At 70.9% G+C, this 16,589-nt stretch carries 16 protein-coding genes; 7 read left to right on the plus strand and 9 right to left on the minus strand.

Annotation, left to right across the window (positions count from 1 at the left end; translation table 11 throughout):
- Positions 1-83 precede the first annotated feature (83 nt).
- On the plus strand, positions 84-851 hold the full coding sequence (locus ACWIFB_RS03670) for an SDR family NAD(P)-dependent oxidoreductase (RefSeq protein WP_230930865.1): 768 nt from the start codon (positions 84-86) through the stop codon (positions 849-851).
- A gap of 249 nt (positions 852-1,100) precedes the next feature.
- Here ACWIFB_RS03670 and ACWIFB_RS03675 read toward each other — a convergent pair whose 3' ends face one another.
- On the minus strand, positions 1,101-2,795 hold the full coding sequence (locus ACWIFB_RS03675; RefSeq protein WP_454057351.1) for a TM0106 family RecB-like putative nuclease: 1,695 nt from the start codon (positions 2,793-2,795) through the stop codon (positions 1,101-1,103).
- 124 nt (positions 2,796-2,919) lie between these two features.
- Here ACWIFB_RS03675 and ACWIFB_RS03680 point away from each other — a divergent pair, with 124 nt between their 5' ends.
- Together ACWIFB_RS03680 and ACWIFB_RS03685 are read left to right on the plus strand one after the other, a co-directional pair.
- Positions 2,920-3,762, plus strand: a complete 843-nt coding sequence (locus ACWIFB_RS03680; RefSeq protein ID WP_454057352.1) for a DUF6474 family protein — start codon at positions 2,920-2,922, stop codon at positions 3,760-3,762.
- Positions 3,759-4,373, plus strand: a complete 615-nt coding sequence (locus ACWIFB_RS03685; RefSeq protein WP_454057353.1) for a copper resistance CopC family protein — start codon at positions 3,759-3,761, stop codon at positions 4,371-4,373. Before ACWIFB_RS03680 ends, ACWIFB_RS03685 begins: the two co-directional genes overlap by 4 nt.
- Positions 4,374-4,653: 280 nt before the next feature.
- On the opposite strand, the gene ACWIFB_RS03690 is transcribed toward ACWIFB_RS03685, so the two are convergent.
- Positions 4,654-6,219 carry a succinic semialdehyde dehydrogenase gene (locus ACWIFB_RS03690; protein ID WP_454057354.1) on the minus strand — a complete coding sequence of 522 codons (1,566 nt, stop codon included), beginning with the start codon at positions 6,217-6,219 and terminating at the stop codon, positions 4,654-4,656.
- A gap of 125 nt (positions 6,220-6,344) precedes the next feature.
- Here ACWIFB_RS03690 and ACWIFB_RS03695 point away from each other — a divergent pair, with 125 nt between their 5' ends.
- The 3 genes from ACWIFB_RS03695 to ACWIFB_RS03705 all read left to right on the plus strand — a co-directional run bounded on the left by ACWIFB_RS03695 (position 6,345) and on the right by ACWIFB_RS03705 (position 10,578).
- On the plus strand, positions 6,345-7,139 hold the full coding sequence (locus ACWIFB_RS03695; protein WP_454057355.1) for a MerR family transcriptional regulator: 795 nt from the start codon (positions 6,345-6,347) through the stop codon (positions 7,137-7,139).
- 117 nt (positions 7,140-7,256) lie between these two features.
- Entirely contained in the window at positions 7,257-9,392 is a 2,136-nt protein-coding gene (locus ACWIFB_RS03700; RefSeq protein ID WP_454057356.1) for a heavy metal translocating P-type ATPase, read from the plus strand.
- 298 nt (positions 9,393-9,690) lie between these two features.
- On the plus strand, positions 9,691-10,578 hold the full coding sequence (locus tag ACWIFB_RS03705; RefSeq protein WP_452099784.1) for an oxidoreductase: 888 nt from the start codon (positions 9,691-9,693) through the stop codon (positions 10,576-10,578).
- A 56-nt stretch (positions 10,579-10,634) separates the two neighbouring features.
- Here the strand turns inward: ACWIFB_RS03705 and ACWIFB_RS03710 are convergent, their stop codons facing one another.
- The 3 genes from ACWIFB_RS03710 to ACWIFB_RS03720 are packed head-to-tail and all read right to left on the minus strand — an operon-like array spanning position 10,635 to position 14,141.
- Complete coding sequence (locus ACWIFB_RS03710) at positions 10,635-11,399, minus strand: hypothetical protein (RefSeq protein ID WP_454057357.1); 765 nt, start codon at positions 11,397-11,399, stop codon at positions 10,635-10,637.
- A gap of 58 nt (positions 11,400-11,457) precedes the next feature.
- Positions 11,458-12,942 (minus strand): cardiolipin synthase, encoded by a 1,485-nt coding sequence (gene cls, locus ACWIFB_RS03715; protein ID WP_454057461.1) that lies wholly within the window; start codon positions 12,940-12,942, stop codon positions 11,458-11,460.
- Between the two features lie 32 nt (positions 12,943-12,974).
- Entirely contained in the window at positions 12,975-14,141 is a 1,167-nt protein-coding gene (locus tag ACWIFB_RS03720) for an amidohydrolase family protein (protein ID WP_454057358.1), read from the minus strand.
- 134 nt (positions 14,142-14,275) lie between these two features.
- Between ACWIFB_RS03720 and rraA the strand changes: the two genes are divergently transcribed.
- Positions 14,276-14,758 carry a ribonuclease E activity regulator RraA gene (gene rraA / locus ACWIFB_RS03725; RefSeq protein ID WP_344992601.1) on the plus strand — a complete coding sequence of 161 codons (483 nt, stop codon included), beginning with the start codon at positions 14,276-14,278 and terminating at the stop codon, positions 14,756-14,758.
- Here rraA and ACWIFB_RS03730 read toward each other — a convergent pair.
- The 4 genes from ACWIFB_RS03730 to ACWIFB_RS03745 form a co-directional block, all read right to left on the minus strand.
- A complete protein-coding gene (locus ACWIFB_RS03730; protein WP_454057359.1) occupies positions 14,755-15,165 on the minus strand; it encodes a hypothetical protein in 411 nt (136 codons plus the stop codon). The genes rraA and ACWIFB_RS03730 overlap by 4 nt on opposite strands.
- Positions 15,166-15,301: 136 nt before the next feature.
- On the minus strand, positions 15,302-15,856 hold the full coding sequence (locus ACWIFB_RS03735; RefSeq protein WP_454057360.1) for a hypothetical protein: 555 nt from the start codon (positions 15,854-15,856) through the stop codon (positions 15,302-15,304).
- Complete coding sequence (locus tag ACWIFB_RS03740; protein ID WP_452099779.1) at positions 15,853-16,155, minus strand: RNA-binding S4 domain-containing protein; 303 nt, start codon at positions 16,153-16,155, stop codon at positions 15,853-15,855. The genes ACWIFB_RS03735 and ACWIFB_RS03740 overlap by 4 nt, the downstream gene beginning before the upstream one ends.
- Positions 16,156-16,165: 10 nt before the next feature.
- Positions 16,166-16,525 carry a hypothetical protein gene (locus ACWIFB_RS03745; RefSeq protein WP_454057361.1) on the minus strand — a complete coding sequence of 120 codons (360 nt, stop codon included), beginning with the start codon at positions 16,523-16,525 and terminating at the stop codon, positions 16,166-16,168.
- Positions 16,526-16,589 lie beyond the last annotated feature (64 nt).

The raw sequence follows: 16,589 nt of genomic DNA on the forward strand, positions 1-16,589 counted from the left end.
GGGACACTGGTGGGCGTAACACTTGCACTGCCTAGTAATTGCACTTCTCCAGTGCTTGACCCCCCAAGGAAAGGACATCGCCCGTGGACATCAAGGGTGCATCCGTCATCGTCACCGGCGCCGCCTCCGGTCTGGGCAACGCCACCGCGCGGTCGTTCGCCGAGAAGGGCGCCACCGTCTTCGGTCTGGACCTGCAGCAGTCCATCGACAAGGCCGTCGAGCAGGGCATCGACGAGGGCATCACCCTCATCGCCGCCGACGTCACCAGCGAGTCCGACGTCCAGGCCGCGATCGCCCGCGCCACCGAGGCCGCCCCGCTGCGCGTCGTGGTCAACTGCGCCGGCATCGCGCCGGCCGCCCGCATCGTCTCCAAGCGCGGCGTGCACGCCCTCGACCTGTTCCAGACCTGCATCTCGGTGAACCTCGTGGGCACCTTCAACGTCATGCGTCTGGCCGCCGAGGCCATGTCCACCCAGGACACCGTGGACGAGGACGGCCAGCGCGGCGTCATCATCAACACCGCCTCCGTCGCCGCCTACGAGGGCCAGGTCGGCCAGATCGCCTACGCCGCCTCGAAGGGTGGCGTCTACTCGATGGGCATCTGTGCCGCGCGTGACCTCGCCCAGTTCGGCATCCGCGTCAACACCATCGCCCCGGGCACCATCGAGACCCCGATGCTCAAGGGCCTGACCGAGGAGTTCCAGAAGTCCCTCGAGGCCGCGATTCCGTTCCCCTCGCGCCTGGGCCGTCCGTCGGACTACGCGCAGCTGGCCAACGCGATCGTCGAGCACGACTACCTCAACGGCGAGAGCTTCCGCATGGACGGCGCCCTGCGCATGGCCCCGCGCTGAGCAGCGTGCCCCCGCGCTGAGCAGCGCTCGCAGGCCCCCCGCGGCCGCGTGACGCGCCGCCGCCTCGGGTTGCACGACGCGTCACCGCAGTTGCACGACAGAATGCGCGAATTCCAGCCGGGATCTCGCGCATTCTGTCTTGCAGCCCGAGGGCGATGTCGTGCAACCCACGCGGGCGGTCCGGGCGGTAGCTGACGCGGCGGGCCAAGCGACAGCTGGCAGCGACAGCGGACAGCGGACAGCGGCGGATCACGGCATCCGCGAAATCCACTCCCGCACCGCCCGCGTGGCCCGCACGTCGTCCTCGTTGTAGGCCAGGATCCGGGCCCGGCCCGAGTCTCGCTCGACGCCCCGTGCGGCCTGCGCGTCGCGGTACCAGCCGATAGAGGCCTCGCCGCCGGCCTCGGGGTCGCGCCACGTGAACCCGGCGACCGGCGCCACGACCTTGAGGCCGAGCCCCGAGGTGGAGACGAACTGGCCGGTCACCGCCTCGTGCACGTCAACCCACTGCGGGGAGGACAGGAACCGCCGTACCTCGGCAACCGACGGCACCCCTTTGACGACGGCCCGCGTGCCCTCCGGCCCGAACCTCGACGCCGTCGACAACATCCAGCCGTTCTCCGCCGACTTGGAGTAGCAGTAGGCCCGGAACGTGCGCCCCTGGCCGGCCGCCCGGTCCCGGATCGCGGTGAGCCAGCGCCAGAACTCGGCGAACGACCGGCCCTCGTCCGGATCGGGCAGGCGGGCCCACGTGGCGAACGGGCGGTACCCCTCCTCCTCGAGTGGCCGCCCGTCGCGCAGCGTCAGCAGCGTGCCCCACAGGTAGGCGCCGTCGTCGAGGTGGCTCTCGAGATCCACGTCGACCTCGATGTCGGCCCGCGGGATGGACGGCCGGGCGACCTTGGGCACCACGACCTCGCCGTCCCGGTGCGCCCGCGCGCGCAACACGGCGTCCGCGAACGGCTCGCCGTTCCAGTCGGCCGGCCGGTCGGGACCGGCGTCCGCGAGCTCGGCCACGGTGCGGATCCCCACCGCGTGGAGGGGGCCCACCTGTCCGCCCCCGACGACGAGGCTGACGTCATCCGCCACGACCAGCCGGTCGCGGCAGCCCGTCACCGGCCCGTCCCGTCCCACCCATCCCTCCCACCAGGGGCAGGTGCGGCATTCGCCGATCCGGCTCGGGACGGTGTCCAGCTCGCCGCGCACGACCGCCAGCCGCGTGTCATGGGCGCGTCCGGCCGACTCGAGGACCGGCCGTAGGTCGTGCACCACCGAGCGAGACGACCCCAGTCCGAGCACCGCCCCCACCGGCTCCGCCGCGGCGTGGCCGACCGCCTCCAGCAGGTGCCACGCGTGGACCAGCCGGTCCAGGTCCCCGGGGTGCCGCCGCACCCGCAGGGTCGGATCCGGCGCCGGGTGCCAGTCCAGGAGCCGGGTGACCAGCGCCCGCGAGGAGCTCCCGCCGCGTCGCGGGTCGACCACCTTGTGATTGACCACCAGCACCGGGGCGTACCCGCCCCCGGGCACCGCGGCCAATGCGCAGCGCATGCCCTCCCGACCGGTGACCGGATCAGCGGGCAGGGCGGCACCCCACACCAATGTCGCCCCGTCGGTGAGCGCGTGCAGGGTCGCGGCGACGTCGTCGTCGTCGGGCTGATCCCCCGGCAGATCCGTCCAGTGGTCCCCCACCACGTCCACCACATACGCGTCCGAGGTCTGGTCGCCCGGACTCGCTCCGCGCAGCGCGCGCTCCCGCAGGCCCGCGCGGCGATCCGCGGCCGCCATCGCACGCAACCGCACGCCCTCGTCCACCGGCGCCCACCGCCACCAGCCCGGACCCGCGTCCCGCTCCCGGGCCACGCGGTGCAGACAGCGGGCCCCGGACGCCGGCCCCACCACCGCATCGTCGGGGGACCCTGGCGTGGCGTTCGCGGCATCCTCCATCACGGTCCATCATGGACCAGACAGAGCCGAACTGCCGCTTCCGTGCGACCGTCCGGTCCTGCGGCACCGGCAGTTCGCCTAGGCTGGTGGCCTGATGTTCGCGACGAGAGAAGGATCGACGCCCATGGGCAAGCTGACGACCTACCGCGACAAGCGTGCCGAGCTGAAGGCCCACGCCCGGGCCCTGAAGTCCACCGCGATGACCGAGGCGAAGCTCGCCGCCAAGGAGACCCGCGAGAAGGCCCGGGAGGCCCACCGCGTCGACCTGGCCGAGACCAAGGAGCGGGCCAAGCTCGCCCGTCGCAACGCGGACCGCAAGGCCCGGCGCGAGGAGAAGCGCGCCAAGAAGATGGACAAGCTGTCCCAGAAGTCCTCCAAGCGGGACCGTAAGGGCGAGAAGGCGCTGGCCAAGCAGGAGCGCGCCACCCTCAAGCGCGAGGGGAAGGTGCTGGCCAAGGACCGCAAGCTGGCGGAGAAGATCGACGCCGCCGGCCGCAAGCACGAGTACCAGCTCGCCGAGATGGAGCTGAAGAAGCTCGACGGCACCAAGATCGGCAAGGAGGACCTGCAGCGTTGGCTGGGCCTGGCCAAGATCGCCACCCCGGTCCTGCTGCCGATGATCTACAAGCTCGTCTCCAACGCGCAGTCCTCCGACTCGGGCTCGGCCGCCGGCGCCGTGGACCTCAAGTCGGCCGGCATCAACGCCACCGGCCCCGGTGCGGCGCTCGGTGTGCGCATCGTGCGGCTCGAGCAGACCCTCGACCAGCTCGAGGTCAACCGCGGCGGCGAGCGGGAGGTCACCGACTTCGTCGCGTCCACCCGCACCCGGCTCCAGGATCTGCGTGCCGCCGTCGAGGCCGCCGAGACCACGCCCACCGCGCAGCGTCGCGAGGTGCACTCCTCGATCTCCGGGGAGCTCGACCGGATCAACAAGGACGTGTTCGCGCGTCTCGGGGTGAAGCCGTGAGCGGATTCCGTAGGAGGCTCGGGGCCGTCGCGGCGGCCACGGCCCTGCTCGGAGGGGCGAGCGTCCCGGCCGTGATGATGGCGCCGGTGGCGGCGGCTCACTCGGTGCTGATCTCCAGCGATCCGGAGGACGGCAGCGAGGTCGCCGACTCACCCGAGCAGATCGTGTTGACCTTCAACGAGGAGATCAACCAGAACTTCGTGACCGTCGCCGTGACGTCCGCGGAGGACTCCACCAATCGGGTGTCCGGCGAGCCGACCGTCGCGGGCGAGACCGTGACCGCGCAGGTCGAGGACCTGGCGCCGGGAAACTACACCGTCGGCTACCGCGTGACGTCGGCCGACGGGCACGTCGTGAGCGGGTCCTCGGTGTTCAGCGTGATCGACTCGGGCGCCGGCGAGGGTGCCGACTCCACGGGTGCCGCCGGGAGCGAGGCGCAGCCCGGGAGCGGCGGCGACCAGAGCGTCGAGACCGAGGCCGGGGAGGCCGAGGTCGACGCGGCCGAGGAGTCGGCGTCCGACGAGGGCGTCAACCCGGTGATCTGGGTGGTCGCCGGCCTGGCGGTCGTGCTGATCGGCGGGGCGTTCTTCCTCTTGCGCCGCGGCGACTGAGGGCGCGCGGCCAACGCCGCGGCTGCGTGGCTGCGGCTGCGTGGCTGCGGCTGCAGAACCTGAATAGAGCAGAGGGGCAGCGTAACCGGCGATGGTTACGCTGCCCCTCTGACTTGCGCTGCCTCAATGGTCCATTTCGGGCGCGTAACCCCTGCACAAGCGTGCATTCTCCCAGCGCAAGTCAGCCAGCCAGCGCATCCGGCGCCGGATGCGCTGGCTGGCTGGCTGCTCGCGGTCAGTGCCGGATGCGCTGGCCGGCTGCAGGCAGGAAGCCCTCAGGTCACCGGGTCGGCAGGAACCGCATCGCGTTGGTGGCCGGCGCGAGCATCTGCTGCCAGCGCTTGCGCGGCACGAAGCCCGGCCCGCTCATGTTGATCAGACGCTGGGTGGCGATGGTCTGCGCCTCGGTGTACTTGAGCAGGCCCTCGTCGCCGTGGCGGCGGCCGACGCCCGAGACACCCATGCCGCCCATCGGGCCCGCGACCGAGCCCCAGCCGGCGACGTACCCCTCGCCGACGTTGACGGTGCCGGTCCGCAGCCGGGCGGCGATCTGCTCGCCCTCGGCGTCCGAGCCGGCGAACACCGACGAGTTGAGCCCGTACTCGGTGTCGTTGGCCTTGGCGATCGCCTCCTCGACCGAGTCGACCGGGTAGATCGACACGACCGGCCCGAAGGTCTCCTCCTCGTAGCAGGTGGCGTCCTCGGGGACATCGGTGAGCAGGGTCGGCTCGTAGAACAGCGGCCCCAGATCCGGGCGGGGACGACCACCGGCCAGCAGGCGGGCGCCCTTGGCCACGGCGTCGTCGACGTGCGTGGTCACCACATCCAGCTGGTCACGGGAGATGAGACTGCCCATCTCGGCCTCGAAGTCGTAGCCGGGCCCGACGCTCATCGCGCGCACCCGCGCGGTCAGAGTCTCGATGAGCTGCGGTGCGATCGACTTCTCCACGTACACGCGCTCGACCGAGATGCACAGCTGCCCGGAGTTCGAGTAGAACGCCCGGCTGGCGACCTCGGCCACCTCGTCGAGGTCCGCACCGGCGGTGACGATCATGGCGTTCTTGCCACCGAGCTCGGCGGAGTAGCCGATCAGCCGCTCGCCGCACTGACGCCCGAGCACCCGGCCGGTCGCGGTGGAGCCGGTGAACATCAGGTAGTCCACGTTCTCGACGATCGCGCCGCCGACGGTCCCGCCCGATCCGGGCACGACCTGGAACAGGTCCCGGGGCAGGCCGGCCCGGTAGAACATGTCGGCCGCGGCGAGCGCGCAGAACGGGGTGATGGACGCGGGCTTGATCACCACGGCGTTGCCGGCGGCCAGCGCGGCCAAGGCGTCGGTGGCGGCGAGGTTGAGCGGGTAGTTCCACGGCGCGATCACGCCCACGACACCCTTGGGCTGGCGGTGCACGACGGCCTTGGTCAGGCCCGGCAGCATGCCCTGGACGCGCTTGGGCGCGAGCAGGCCGGGCGCGGCCTTGGCGTAATGACGCGCGGTGATGAGGCAGTCGAGCACCTCCTCCTGCGCGGAGGCGCGGCTCTTCCCGGTCTCGGCCTGGACGATGTTCATCAGCTCGTCGCGGTTCCGCATGACCAGCTTGGCGAACCGCTCGAGGACGGCGACGCGGTCCTTGGGGCCACGCTCTGCCCACGCCACCTGCGCGGCGCGGGCCCGCTCGACGGCGGCCACCACGTCGTCGGCAGTGCCGGCAGGGATCTCGGCGAGCGGGTCGCCGGTGAAGACCTCGTTGATTGCCGCGACGGGGCGGCTCGTGGGGTCGGTGCGGAATTCGGGGATGGCGACAAGGTCGAGAAGACGGTCGTACACGCGGGTCGTGGGTCGGCTCATGCGCACGAGGCTACCGGCGAGTAGCAACGGATGCGTGTCCGAGGTCACGTGGGCGCGCCGCTTGCGGACTTGACCCTGACGTCGCGTCAGGCCCGAACCTCGTTGATGTGAGAGATGCTGGAGGAATGACGACTGGCGAGGGCCTCACCGTGGGTGCGGTCGCCGAGCTCGTGGGTGTGAGCGTCCGGACCCTGCACCACTGGGACCGGATCGGGTTGGCGCCGGCGAGCGGGCGGACGTGGTCGGACTACCGGGTGTATGACGACGACGACGTCGCCCGTATCCACCGCGTACTCGTCTACCGCGAGCTCGGATTCCCGTTGGCCGAGATCGGCTCCCTGCTCGACGACCCCGCCGCGGACGAGCACGCCCATCTGGCGCGCCAACGCGAGTTGCTCCTCGAACGGATCTCCCACCTGCAGGAGATGGTCTCCGCAGTAGACCGCCTGAAGGAGGCGATCACCATGAATGCACCGCTGACACCGGAGGACCGCGTCGAGATCTTCGGTACCGACTGGAAGGAGGAGTACCAGATCGAGGCAGAGCAACGCTGGGGCGACAGCCCGCAGTGGGCGCAGTCGCAGGAGCGCACGGCCCGCATGTCCAAGGCGGAGTGGAAGCAGGTCAAGGCCGACGCGGACGCGCTCAATGCCGACCTCGCGGCGGCCAAGCGTGTCGGCGTCGATCCGGCCTCGCCCGAGGCCGCCGAGCTGGCCGAGCGGCACCGCGCGTCGATCGCGCAGTTCTACGACTGCACGTATTCGATGCAGGTCTGCCTGGCCCGGATGTACACGCAGGACCAGCGGTTCGCCGAGACGTACGACGCGCTCGAGCCGGGTCTGACGCAGTGGCTCGTCGCCGCCGTCGAGGCCAATGCCCGCGCGCACGGTGTCGACCCGGAGACCGCGACCTGGGAGTAAGGCGTCATGTCGTCGGTAGGGGAATGGTAAAGCGAGCCCGGCGGGAATATACCCCCCTGGGGTATGGTTGGCGACGCGTAGGCACCCATCCCCGGAACCCAGGAGGCAGCGACCGTTATGGCCGACGACGAGGTCCGCACAGCACGGGCACATCACGGCGCCCGCGGCCACCACGAGCATCACGGTCACCACAGCGAGGCCGATGGCCACGATCACGGCAGCCACACCGGACACGGCCACCAGGGCCACGGCGCCGATCATGACCATGGAGACCACGTGCAGGTGTTCCGCCGCCTGTTCTGGATCATGCTCCTGCTCGGCATCCCGACGGTGGCGTTCTCGCCGATGTTCGGCTCCCTCCTCGGCTACGAGGTGAGTGGCTGGGGACTGTGGGTGGCCCCGGTCCTCGGCACGGTGATGTACGTCTGGGGCGGTCAGCCCTTCCTCTCCGGCGGCTATGACGAGGTGGGGGCCAAGCAGCCGGGGATGATGCTGCTCATCAGCCTCGGCATCACGGTCGCCTTCGTCGCCTCCTGGGGGTCCACCGTGGGCGTGCTCGGCCACGATCTGGAGTTCTGGTGGGAGTTGGCGCTGCTCATCGTCATCATGCTGCTCGGACACTGGGTCGAGATGCGGTCTCTAGCGCAGACCAGCTCCGCCCTGGACTCCCTGGCGGCTCTCCTGCCGGACGAGGCCGAGCGGGTCGAGGGCGACGCCGTCGTCGCCGTCGCGCCCGCCGAGCTGCGAGTCGACGACGTGGTGGTGATCCGCCCCGGTGGCAGTGTCCCCGCCGACGGCGTGGTGGTCCAGGGTGCCGCGAGCATGGACGAGTCGATGATCACCGGTGAATCCCGCACGGTCCGCCGCGCGGAGGGCGACCCCGTGGTGGCAGGCACCGTCGCAACGGATTCCGGCATCCGCGTCCGGGTCGGTGCCGTGGGAGAGGACACCGCACTCGCCGGCATCCGCAAACTCGTCGCCGATGCCCAGAATTCCTCCTCCCGGGCACAACGCCTCGCCGACCGGGCTGCCGCCTGGCTGTTCTGGTTCGCACTCGGGGCCGCGCTGATCACCGCCGTCGTGTGGACGATCGTCGGCACCCCCGACGAGGCCGTGATCCGCGTGATCACCGTGCTGGTCATCGCCTGCCCCCACGCCCTCGGCCTGGCGATCCCGCTGGTGGTGTCGATCGCCACCGAACGCGCGGCACGCGGCGGCGTCCTGATCAAGGACCGTTTGGCTCTGGAGAGCATGCGAACCGTCGACGTGGTCCTGTTCGACAAGACCGGAACCCTGACCAAGGGCACACCCGCCGTCACCGCCGTCGACCCCGGCGGCCGCATGACGGTCGACCGGGTGTTGGCCCTGGCTGCTGCGGCCGAGTCCGATTCCGAACACCCGCTGGCCAAGGCCATCGTCTCGGCCGCCGCTCAGCGCGAGCTCGAGATCCCGCCCGCGACCGACTTCAGTTCCTCGCCGGCCGTGGGCGTTCAGGCCACGGTCGAGGCACAGACCATCCAGGTGGGTGGACCGTACCTGCTCGAGCAGGAGGGTGGCCGCGAACTCGGAATCGCTGACCGGTGGCGTGCCGAGGGCGCGATCATCCTGCACGTACTTGTCGATGGCGACGTGGTCGGCGCACTGCGACTGGTCGACGAGGTCCGTCCCGAGTCGAGGAGGGCGGTCGACTCGCTCCATGACCGTGGTTTGGAGGTCGTGATGATCACCGGTGACGCCGACGCGGTGGCCGCCTCGGTCTCTGACGAACTGGGGATCGACCGCTACTTCGCCGGGGTCCGTCCCCAGGACAAGGCCGCTACCGTCTCGCGGCTCCAGGAGGAGGGCCGCCGCGTCGCCATGATCGGCGACGGCGTGAACGACGCCCCGGCGCTCGCCCAGGCGGACGTGGGCCTGGCAATCGGCGCCGGGACCGACGTGGCGATCGCCTCGGCCGGCGTGGTACTGGCCTCCGACGACCCCCGCGCCGTGGTCTCCGTGCGGGCGCTCTCGGAGGCCGCCTACCGCAAAATGGTCCAGAACCTGTGGTGGGCGGGTGGCTACAACCTGATCGCGGTTCCGTTGGCGGCCGGTGTGCTCGCGCCGATCGGCGTGGTGATGCCGATGTCCGTCGGTGCGATCCTGATGTCCCTCTCCACGGTCGTCGTCGCGGCGAACGCCCAACTGTTGCGCCGGCTGGACCTTCGGCCGGACACGGTCACCGACTCGGCCCCACACCGACAGGAAGCGACATGACAGCACCTGGCCGGCGCCCACCGTTGAACACGACGGATGGTCCGCGACGTCTCCGATGTCAACCGGAGATGACGACCTGACGTGCCTGACATGTTCGCTGCCGCCTGCGCGGACACTGCGAGGTCGGCGGTGAAGCGTGCCGGTGATGCGAGAAGGCCTGCGCCGACCTCCTCGCCGCGATCGGCTGACGCCCGTCCGACGTGTCGCCCGGGAAGTCGCCTGACGTCTGGACGAACGGGTGCCGGGAATCCGGAAGCGCGCCCGCCATTCGAGCCCAGCCGCCCGTAAGCTGCCCCCCATGAGCAGATGGACCACCGCCGACATCCCCGACCAGACCGGGCGCACGGTCGTCATCACCGGCGCCAACTCGGGCCTGGGCCTGCAGGCCACGGAGGCGCTCACCGCCGCCGGCGCCCGGGTCATCATGGCCTGCCGGGACACCGCCCGCGCCGAGTCGGCACGCGCCGGGCTCGCGCAGCCGGACCGAGCCGAGGTCACCCAGCTCGATCTGGCCGACCTCGACTCGGTCCGCGCCGCCGGTGAGTTGCTGGCCGCGCGCGAGCCCGACGTCCTGATCAACAACGCCGGCGTCATGAACATCCCGCTGGCCCGCACCCCGCAGGGCCACGAGATGCAGTTCGGCGTCAACGTGCTCGGGCACTTCGCGCTCACCCGGAAGCTGGCCCCGGCCCTGTCTGACCGGGTGGTATGGCTGGGCTCGGCCATGCACCGCTTCGGTTCGATCGATCTTGACGACCTGGACTGGACCCGCCGCCGCTACATCCCGATGTCCGCGTACGCCGCCTCCAAGCTCGCGTGCGTGATGCTCGCCTACGAGCAGCAGCGCCGGCTCGACGCACAGGGGTCACACCTCAAGGCGGTGGCCGCTCATCCCGGCTATTCGGCCACGAACCTGCAGTACCACAGCGGCAGCGGTATCCAGGACCTGTTCATGCGGGCGGCCGAGAAGATCCCGTTCCTGGTCCAACCGGCCGAGCGGGGCGCCCTCCCCGAGCTCTACGCCGCGACCGTTCGCGACGTGGCGGGCGGCGCCTACATCGGCCCCGACGGGCCGGGCGAGCTCACCGGTTATCCGAAGATCGTCGGCTCCACGCGCGCGTCCCGCGACGAGGCCGTGGCCGCCGCACTGTGGAACCGCTGCGAGGAGATGACCACACAGGCCTGACGGGACTCCACGCCGCGGCCCTCGCCCGGCGTCGCCGACGGGCGACCCCGCGCGGGTCACCCCTCGGCGGCGCCGTTCGCCTCGGCGGCGGCCGCGGCTGCCTCGGCCTCCACGCGGCGGCGCTCGTTGTCCGCGTGGGGATCCGACTCGGCGGCGATCTGCACCGCATCGATGCTCCCGGTCAGCGGACCGGGCAATTCCGCCCCGGCGGCGTTGGCCGCGTCCTCGATCATGGTGCCGCCCTGGGCGGAGCCCTCGACGACCCCGTGCCAGAAGTTCAGCTCGCCCTCGTTCAGCTCCCCTCGCTCCTGGCGCGCGCCCATCTCCGCGGTGACGATGCCGGCGACCTGCACGCTGAGCACCGGGAAGACGTACTCGGGGATGACCACCGAGCCGAGCCCGATGGTGCCCGAACCGAGCGAGCCGACCGCGTTGACATAGGTCGATCCCGGAACGAGGCCAGAGGAGGCCACCGAGGCCACCGCGGAACCGCCCGCGGAACCGACCGCCTCGAGCGGGGCCACCGAGCCCAGCGTCTGGCCGACGGACAGCGCCGTGCCGACAAGCTCTCCGCTACCGGCCGCCTCCAGCCCCGCGGAGCCGAGGGCCGGGCCACCCACGACTATCTCGTCGGGAACCTGCTCGATCAGCTTGTCGACGCTGCCCTCGCCCGAACCCTGGCCGATCTGCTCGACCGACAGCGCGCCCGCCTCGGTGTCGGCATGGGCGATGGCCGGAACGCCGACGATCGTCAGCGTCACGGCCGCGAACGCTGCGCCGAGACGCTGGACTCGGGTTCCGAAGACACGGTTCAGGGACATCGTGAAAGGCCTCTCGTTACACCTCGGACTCCGATGGTCCGTGCATTCCAGCAGGGTACTACTGCAGCGCGGAGGTGAGCCGGGCAACGTTGTCCACGTAACGTCCCGGCCACGGTCGATTCATCCAGGTATCGAGATCCAGAGTGCTGCTCTCCAGGAGATACCTCTCCACCACGTCGTTGAGGTCGGCCACCGCCGCGCCGCCCAGGACGAGCATGCTGACCTCGAAGTTCAGGTTGAACGAACGGAGGTCCATGTTGCTCGAGCCGACGATGCCGCCGTAGTCGTCCACCAGCATCATCTTGGTGTGCAGGACGGCCGGTGACCGGAATCTGTGGATGATGACACCCGCCTCGAGCAGCGCCCGGAAGTAGGACCGCTGCGCGTGGTGGACCATGAACTGGTCGGCCTTGTCCGGCACGAACAGCTCCACCTCCACGCCCCGGTAGGCCGCCGAGGTCAATGCGTGCAGCAACGCCTCATCAGGAACGAAATAGGGGCTGACGATTCGCAGTCGCTCACGTGCCTGCGAGATGAGCTGGGTGAACATCCGGAGATTGGGCTGCGTGCGGTACCCCGGCCCCGACGGCACGAGCTGGAAAGCGCTCACCGGATCACCGGCCGTGGGGTCGCCGCCCATCGATCCCGCTGTGGCCGGCAGCCCCTTGGCGAGTTCGCCGACGGTCTCAATGATCTCCCCGCACTCGGAGTACCAGTCCACGGCGAAGACGGCGTCCATGGAGTGGACGATCTCACCACGGACCTCCATCATCAGGTCCACCCACTCCCGCCCGAGCTTGGCGTTGCGCGCGCTGCCGTAGTGCCGTTCGATGAGATTCTGTGAACCCACGAACCCGTGGTCACCGTCCACCATGAGCATCTTGCGGTGGTTGCGCAGGTCCGGGCGCCGAAACCGGCCGACGAACGGGTTGATCGGAAGCATGAGGTGGAACTCGACCGGCGTGTTCCGCAGGCGGCGCCGCAGCACCTTGAACCCCTTGTACTTTCCGGAACCGAGATGGTCGGCCAGGACGCGGACCGTCACCCCGCGCTCGGCGGCCTCCACGGCGGCGGTGAAGAACTCGTCGGTCTCGTCGTCCCAGGACTGGGCGTAGAACTCGATGTGGACCCGATCCGTCGCCGCGCGGACGGCGTCGGTCATGGCCGCGAGCGACAGCTTGTAGTCCGAGTACAGCGCCACGAACTCACCCGACATGCACGGGATCTCGGTGAGTTTCCGGTTCATCTCGAGGATCGTGTGCACCCCCGGCGCGACCCGGACCCCCACCGGGACCGTGGGGCGGTTCTTCAGCGCGCCCTCGTACAGCTGGTTGGCCTGGGCCTGGATGACGTGCCTTCGTCCCGTGATGTACGGGTTGCCGAACAGCAGGAACAGCGGCACCCCGACCACCGGGATGAACAGGATGGCCAGCAGCCAGGCCTGCGACGACCCCGGCTGGCGGTTCTCCGGGACCATGCCCAGAGCGAGGATCTTGATCGCGTATTCGGTGATGAGGATGGCCGAGGTGAGGCCCTCGGGCATGTGCAGGAGCGCGAGTTCCTGGGTTCCTGTGTTCACCCGTCCGCCTTGCTCAGCACCTCGCCCACGGGCAGCGTGCGTGGGTCGATCACCCCGCCGCGACGCATGGTCCACCGCACCACACCGGCGAGTGCCCGCTGGGTGTAGACCGAATCCGCCCGACCGAGCTCGCGGGCGCCGGGCAGGACGATGAACGCCTCGTCGTCCGCGACGACGGCGAAGTCGGCCCGCAGACCCTGCCGGATCCCCCCGCGGTCGCCCAGGCCCACGATCTCGGCGGGCCGGCCGGACATCCACCGCGCCACATCAGCCAGATCGAAGCCGCGTCGCCGTGCCTCCGTCCACACCACGGACAGACCCAGCCGGGCCGAGGCGACGGCGTCGATCGTGCCGTCACGCAGCGCCTCCCACAGCAACTCCCGGTTCGCGGCATCCCGGACCGGCGGGTCGAGGGTCGCCGCGGCGGCCGCACCCCGGGTGATCTCCGAGACCAACGCCAGCATGTGGGGGTTCGTCGAGGCGGTCACGGCCAGGCCGTCCCGCGACGCCGCCCGCAGCATCGGCAGCTCTTCGTGGTCCGCCACGGAGCGGACATGCATCCGGCCGCCGGTCCGGCGCACCACATCGAGCAGGTCGGGCAGCACCTCCACGCCGGCGTCCACCGCGAACAGGGCACCGCGGCCCATGACCTCCTCGGCGGCCGCGACCAGCCGGGCCCGGTCGAGCGTCGGCGCGCCCGCCACGCCCTTGCCCTCCGCGACGGCCGACACCCCGAACACTCCCCGGTCCAGCAATTCGCCCAGCCGGCCCACGTTGCCCGGCACCGCTGCGCCCCACAGGCCCACGTCGACGGCCGACTCCCCGGTGACCTCGTCCCGCCAGGTGTCGACCTCCGCCGGAGTGGTTGCGGACGGCTCGCCGTCCGTGCCGTAGTCGATCACCGAGGTGATGCCGCCCTGCGCCGCGGAGCGGGTCCCCACGGCCACGTCCTCGGTGCTGACGTGCGGGTCGACCAGTCCCGGCATGAGCACCACGTCGTCGCCCAGATTGATGGTGTGGTCGCCGGCCAGACCGATGTCCCGCGCATCGGACCCCGTGCGCACCGACGAGATCACGCCCCCGTCCACGGTCACCGCCGCCTGCTGGATGCGGTCGTCGACCACGGCCCGGCGGGCGTGAATCAGGAGTTCGTACTGGGCCACGGCAGGTTCCTCCCCGTAGTGCGGACATCGGGCGGCGCTGTTCTCCGGCCATTGTCCCCCACGGGTGGGCCGACCCGTGGTCGGCTGGCCGGATAGCGTGAGGGGTGTTGACCGCATCGTTCAGGAGGACACGCATGACCGACAGCCCCACCGGATTCGTCCCCACGGCGGACCTCGTCGATGAGATCGGCGAGGACGTCCGCAGCTGCGACACCCAGTTCCGCGACCTGGGCGGACGCACCGAATTCTTCGGCCCCGTCTCCACCGTCCGGTGCTTCCAGGACAACGCCTTGCTCAAGAGCGTGCTCGGCGAGGCCGGCGGGGGCCGGGTGCTGGTAATCGACGGTGGCGCGAGCGTCCACACCGCCCTGGTGGGCGACCTCATCGCCGAGCTGGGCCGCTCCAACGGGTGGGCCGGCGTGGTGGTCAACGGCGCGATCCGCGACTCGGCGGTCGTCGGCGGCATGGACTTCGGCTGCAAGGCCCTGGGCACCAACCCACGCAAGTCCACCAAGACTGGCGCCGGCGAGCGCGATGTCACGGTGAGCTTCGGTGGGGTCGACTTCGTGCCCGGTGACATGCTCTACGCCGACACCGACGGCATCGTGGTGCGCTAGACCGCCCCGCCGAGGCTCGCGAGCGGCGCCGTGAGGAGCTGCCCGACCGACGCCTCCGGCCCGTAGCTCCCGGTCGATCCGGGCGCGTAGGACCCGGTGGAGTTGGGCACGCCCACCGACAGCACCACGGATCCGGTGTTGATGAGCCCGCTGATCAGGTCCGCCAGGGAGCCTGTGCCCAACGAGCCGTAACCGAAACTCCCGGCCACGACGGCGGCGGTCGCCGCGTCGAGGGTCATGCACCACACCACGCCGGTGTAGGTGGGGATGAACACGCACCCTGCCGGGGTGTCCAGGTCGACAGTCGGAGCCGGCTCGCCGTCCTCGGCATGAGCGACCCCGCTGGCGGCGAAGATCGTGGCCGCGGCCAGAGCCGACGCGGCCGAGACGAGGGCGGTCTTGCGCATGGGGCATCCTCCGGAATCGCTGGCCCGCGCCACGGCGGGACTACGGAGCGTATGTTAACTCTCTTTCATCCGGTGCGTGTGCTGCACCCCGGCCGACCGAACGAACCGGGACGGCCCGCCCGCGGCGAGCAGCAGCTCACGCCTCCCGGCGGATCCAGCGCAGCAGCGGGCCGAGCGAGACGCGGTCGGTGAGGTCGAGTCCGCCCAGCTCGAGCATCGCGTCCTCCTCCGGGGTGCGGTCCGACTTGCGGCGAAGCGCGGCCAGCGCCGTCTTGATCCCCAGACGTTGGCGAAAGCCGAGCTGGTCCGGGGTCACCACCCCGCGCAACTGGAACAGCTTGAGCTTGCCGAGCTGGTCGGCGGAGAACTCGGTCGACATCAGCTCGATCCGTGCGTCGTCCGTGACCGGGGTGGGCCCCACCATGACGACCGCGACCCGGCGGCCGGCCTCGACCAGCGCCTCCCAGTTGTCGGTGATGAACGTCGAGCCGCCGAGGCCACCACCGGGCTGCATGCCGGTGAACAGCACGACCGTGCCGGCGACCACCATCTCGCCGGGGTCTGCCTCGTCATAACGGGTGGTCCGCGTCTCGAAGTCCTCCGCCAACCACTCGGCATACCGACGGGCGCCGGCGTCGTCGTCATGCAAGATCACCGGGGCCTGTACCGACCCCTGTGCCCCCTCGCTCATCGGTTCCCCTCCGCCTCGGACCGGGCCACCACGCGGGCCGCGCGGCCACCGGTGGCCACCACGTCCCCGTCGACCATGCCGCGGCCGCGCCGCAGGTCGACCTCACCGTTGACACTGACCTCGCCGGCGGCGACGGCGTCCTTGGCGTCGGCGCCGGAGTCCAGCAACGAAGACAGCTTGAGGAACTGGCCCAGCGTCAGTTTGCGGCTCAGGTCGCACTCGACGTCGTCGACCGGCGGACCGGCCGGCGCGGGTGCGGCCCGGCCGGCTCGTCCTCGTCCTGCGATGTGGCGGCTCATGCCGCTGAGCTTATCGGGCGACCGGCGGCAGGGTCGGAGCGCGCCGCGGCGCCTCCTCCGGCGGTGTCCCCCGACCGCGTCGCGTGACCAGCGCCAGGCCGGTCCCACCGGCGACGAGAGCCCCAACGGCCAGCACGAGTGCCACCATCTGCACCGCGGACATGCCGAAGGTCCCCTCGTCGGGAGCCTTCTCCTCCGCGGCGTCCTCCCCCCCGGCGGGCAGCGGGGGCAACTGGCTGAGCGCCGGCAGGTCGGTGATCACCACCCGCGGGCCCGGCTCGAGGACCTGCGCCGTCGCCGCCGGGGCGCCCTGCAGCGCGATCACTGCGCAGAGCGCACCGATCACGGCGAGAGGGCGACGGCGGACCATAACCTGCCTTCCGTGACGGCGGCCGGGCGGCCTGGAATTGTGATGCGCCCAATCTTAGGTTCGC

Source organism: Dietzia sp. NPDC055340 (genome assembly GCF_053645335.1).

Bases quoted from the DNA above. Each gene is read 5' to 3' on its own strand.
- rraA (WP_344992601.1), top strand. From the start codon at position 14,276: ATGACCGACAGCCCCACCGGATTCGTCCCCACGGCGGACCTCGTCGAT.
- ACWIFB_RS03735 (WP_454057360.1), bottom strand. From the start codon at position 15,856: ATGAGCGAGGGGGCACAGGGGTCGGTACAGGCCCCGGTGATCTTGCAT.
- ACWIFB_RS03730 (WP_454057359.1), bottom strand. From the start codon at position 15,165: ATGCGCAAGACCGCCCTCGTCTCGGCCGCGTCGGCTCTGGCCGCGGCC.
- ACWIFB_RS03705 (WP_452099784.1), top strand. From the start codon at position 9,691: ATGAGCAGATGGACCACCGCCGACATCCCCGACCAGACCGGGCGCACG.
- ACWIFB_RS03710 (WP_454057357.1), bottom strand. From the start codon at position 11,399: ATGTCCCTGAACCGTGTCTTCGGAACCCGAGTCCAGCGTCTCGGCGCA.
- ACWIFB_RS03690 (WP_454057354.1), bottom strand. From the start codon at position 6,219: ATGAGCCGACCCACGACCCGCGTGTACGACCGTCTTCTCGACCTTGTC.
- ACWIFB_RS03700 (WP_454057356.1), top strand. From the start codon at position 7,257: ATGGCCGACGACGAGGTCCGCACAGCACGGGCACATCACGGCGCCCGC.
- ACWIFB_RS03745 (WP_454057361.1), bottom strand. From the start codon at position 16,525: ATGGTCCGCCGTCGCCCTCTCGCCGTGATCGGTGCGCTCTGCGCAGTG.
- ACWIFB_RS03695 (WP_454057355.1), top strand. From the start codon at position 6,345: ATGACGACTGGCGAGGGCCTCACCGTGGGTGCGGTCGCCGAGCTCGTG.
- ACWIFB_RS03675 (WP_454057351.1), bottom strand. From the start codon at position 2,795: ATGGAGGATGCCGCGAACGCCACGCCAGGGTCCCCCGACGATGCGGTG.
- ACWIFB_RS03740 (WP_452099779.1), bottom strand. From the start codon at position 16,155: ATGAGCCGCCACATCGCAGGACGAGGACGAGCCGGCCGGGCCGCACCC.
- ACWIFB_RS03680 (WP_454057352.1), top strand. From the start codon at position 2,920: ATGGGCAAGCTGACGACCTACCGCGACAAGCGTGCCGAGCTGAAGGCC.
- cls (WP_454057461.1), bottom strand. From the start codon at position 12,942: ATGCCCGAGGGCCTCACCTCGGCCATCCTCATCACCGAATACGCGATC.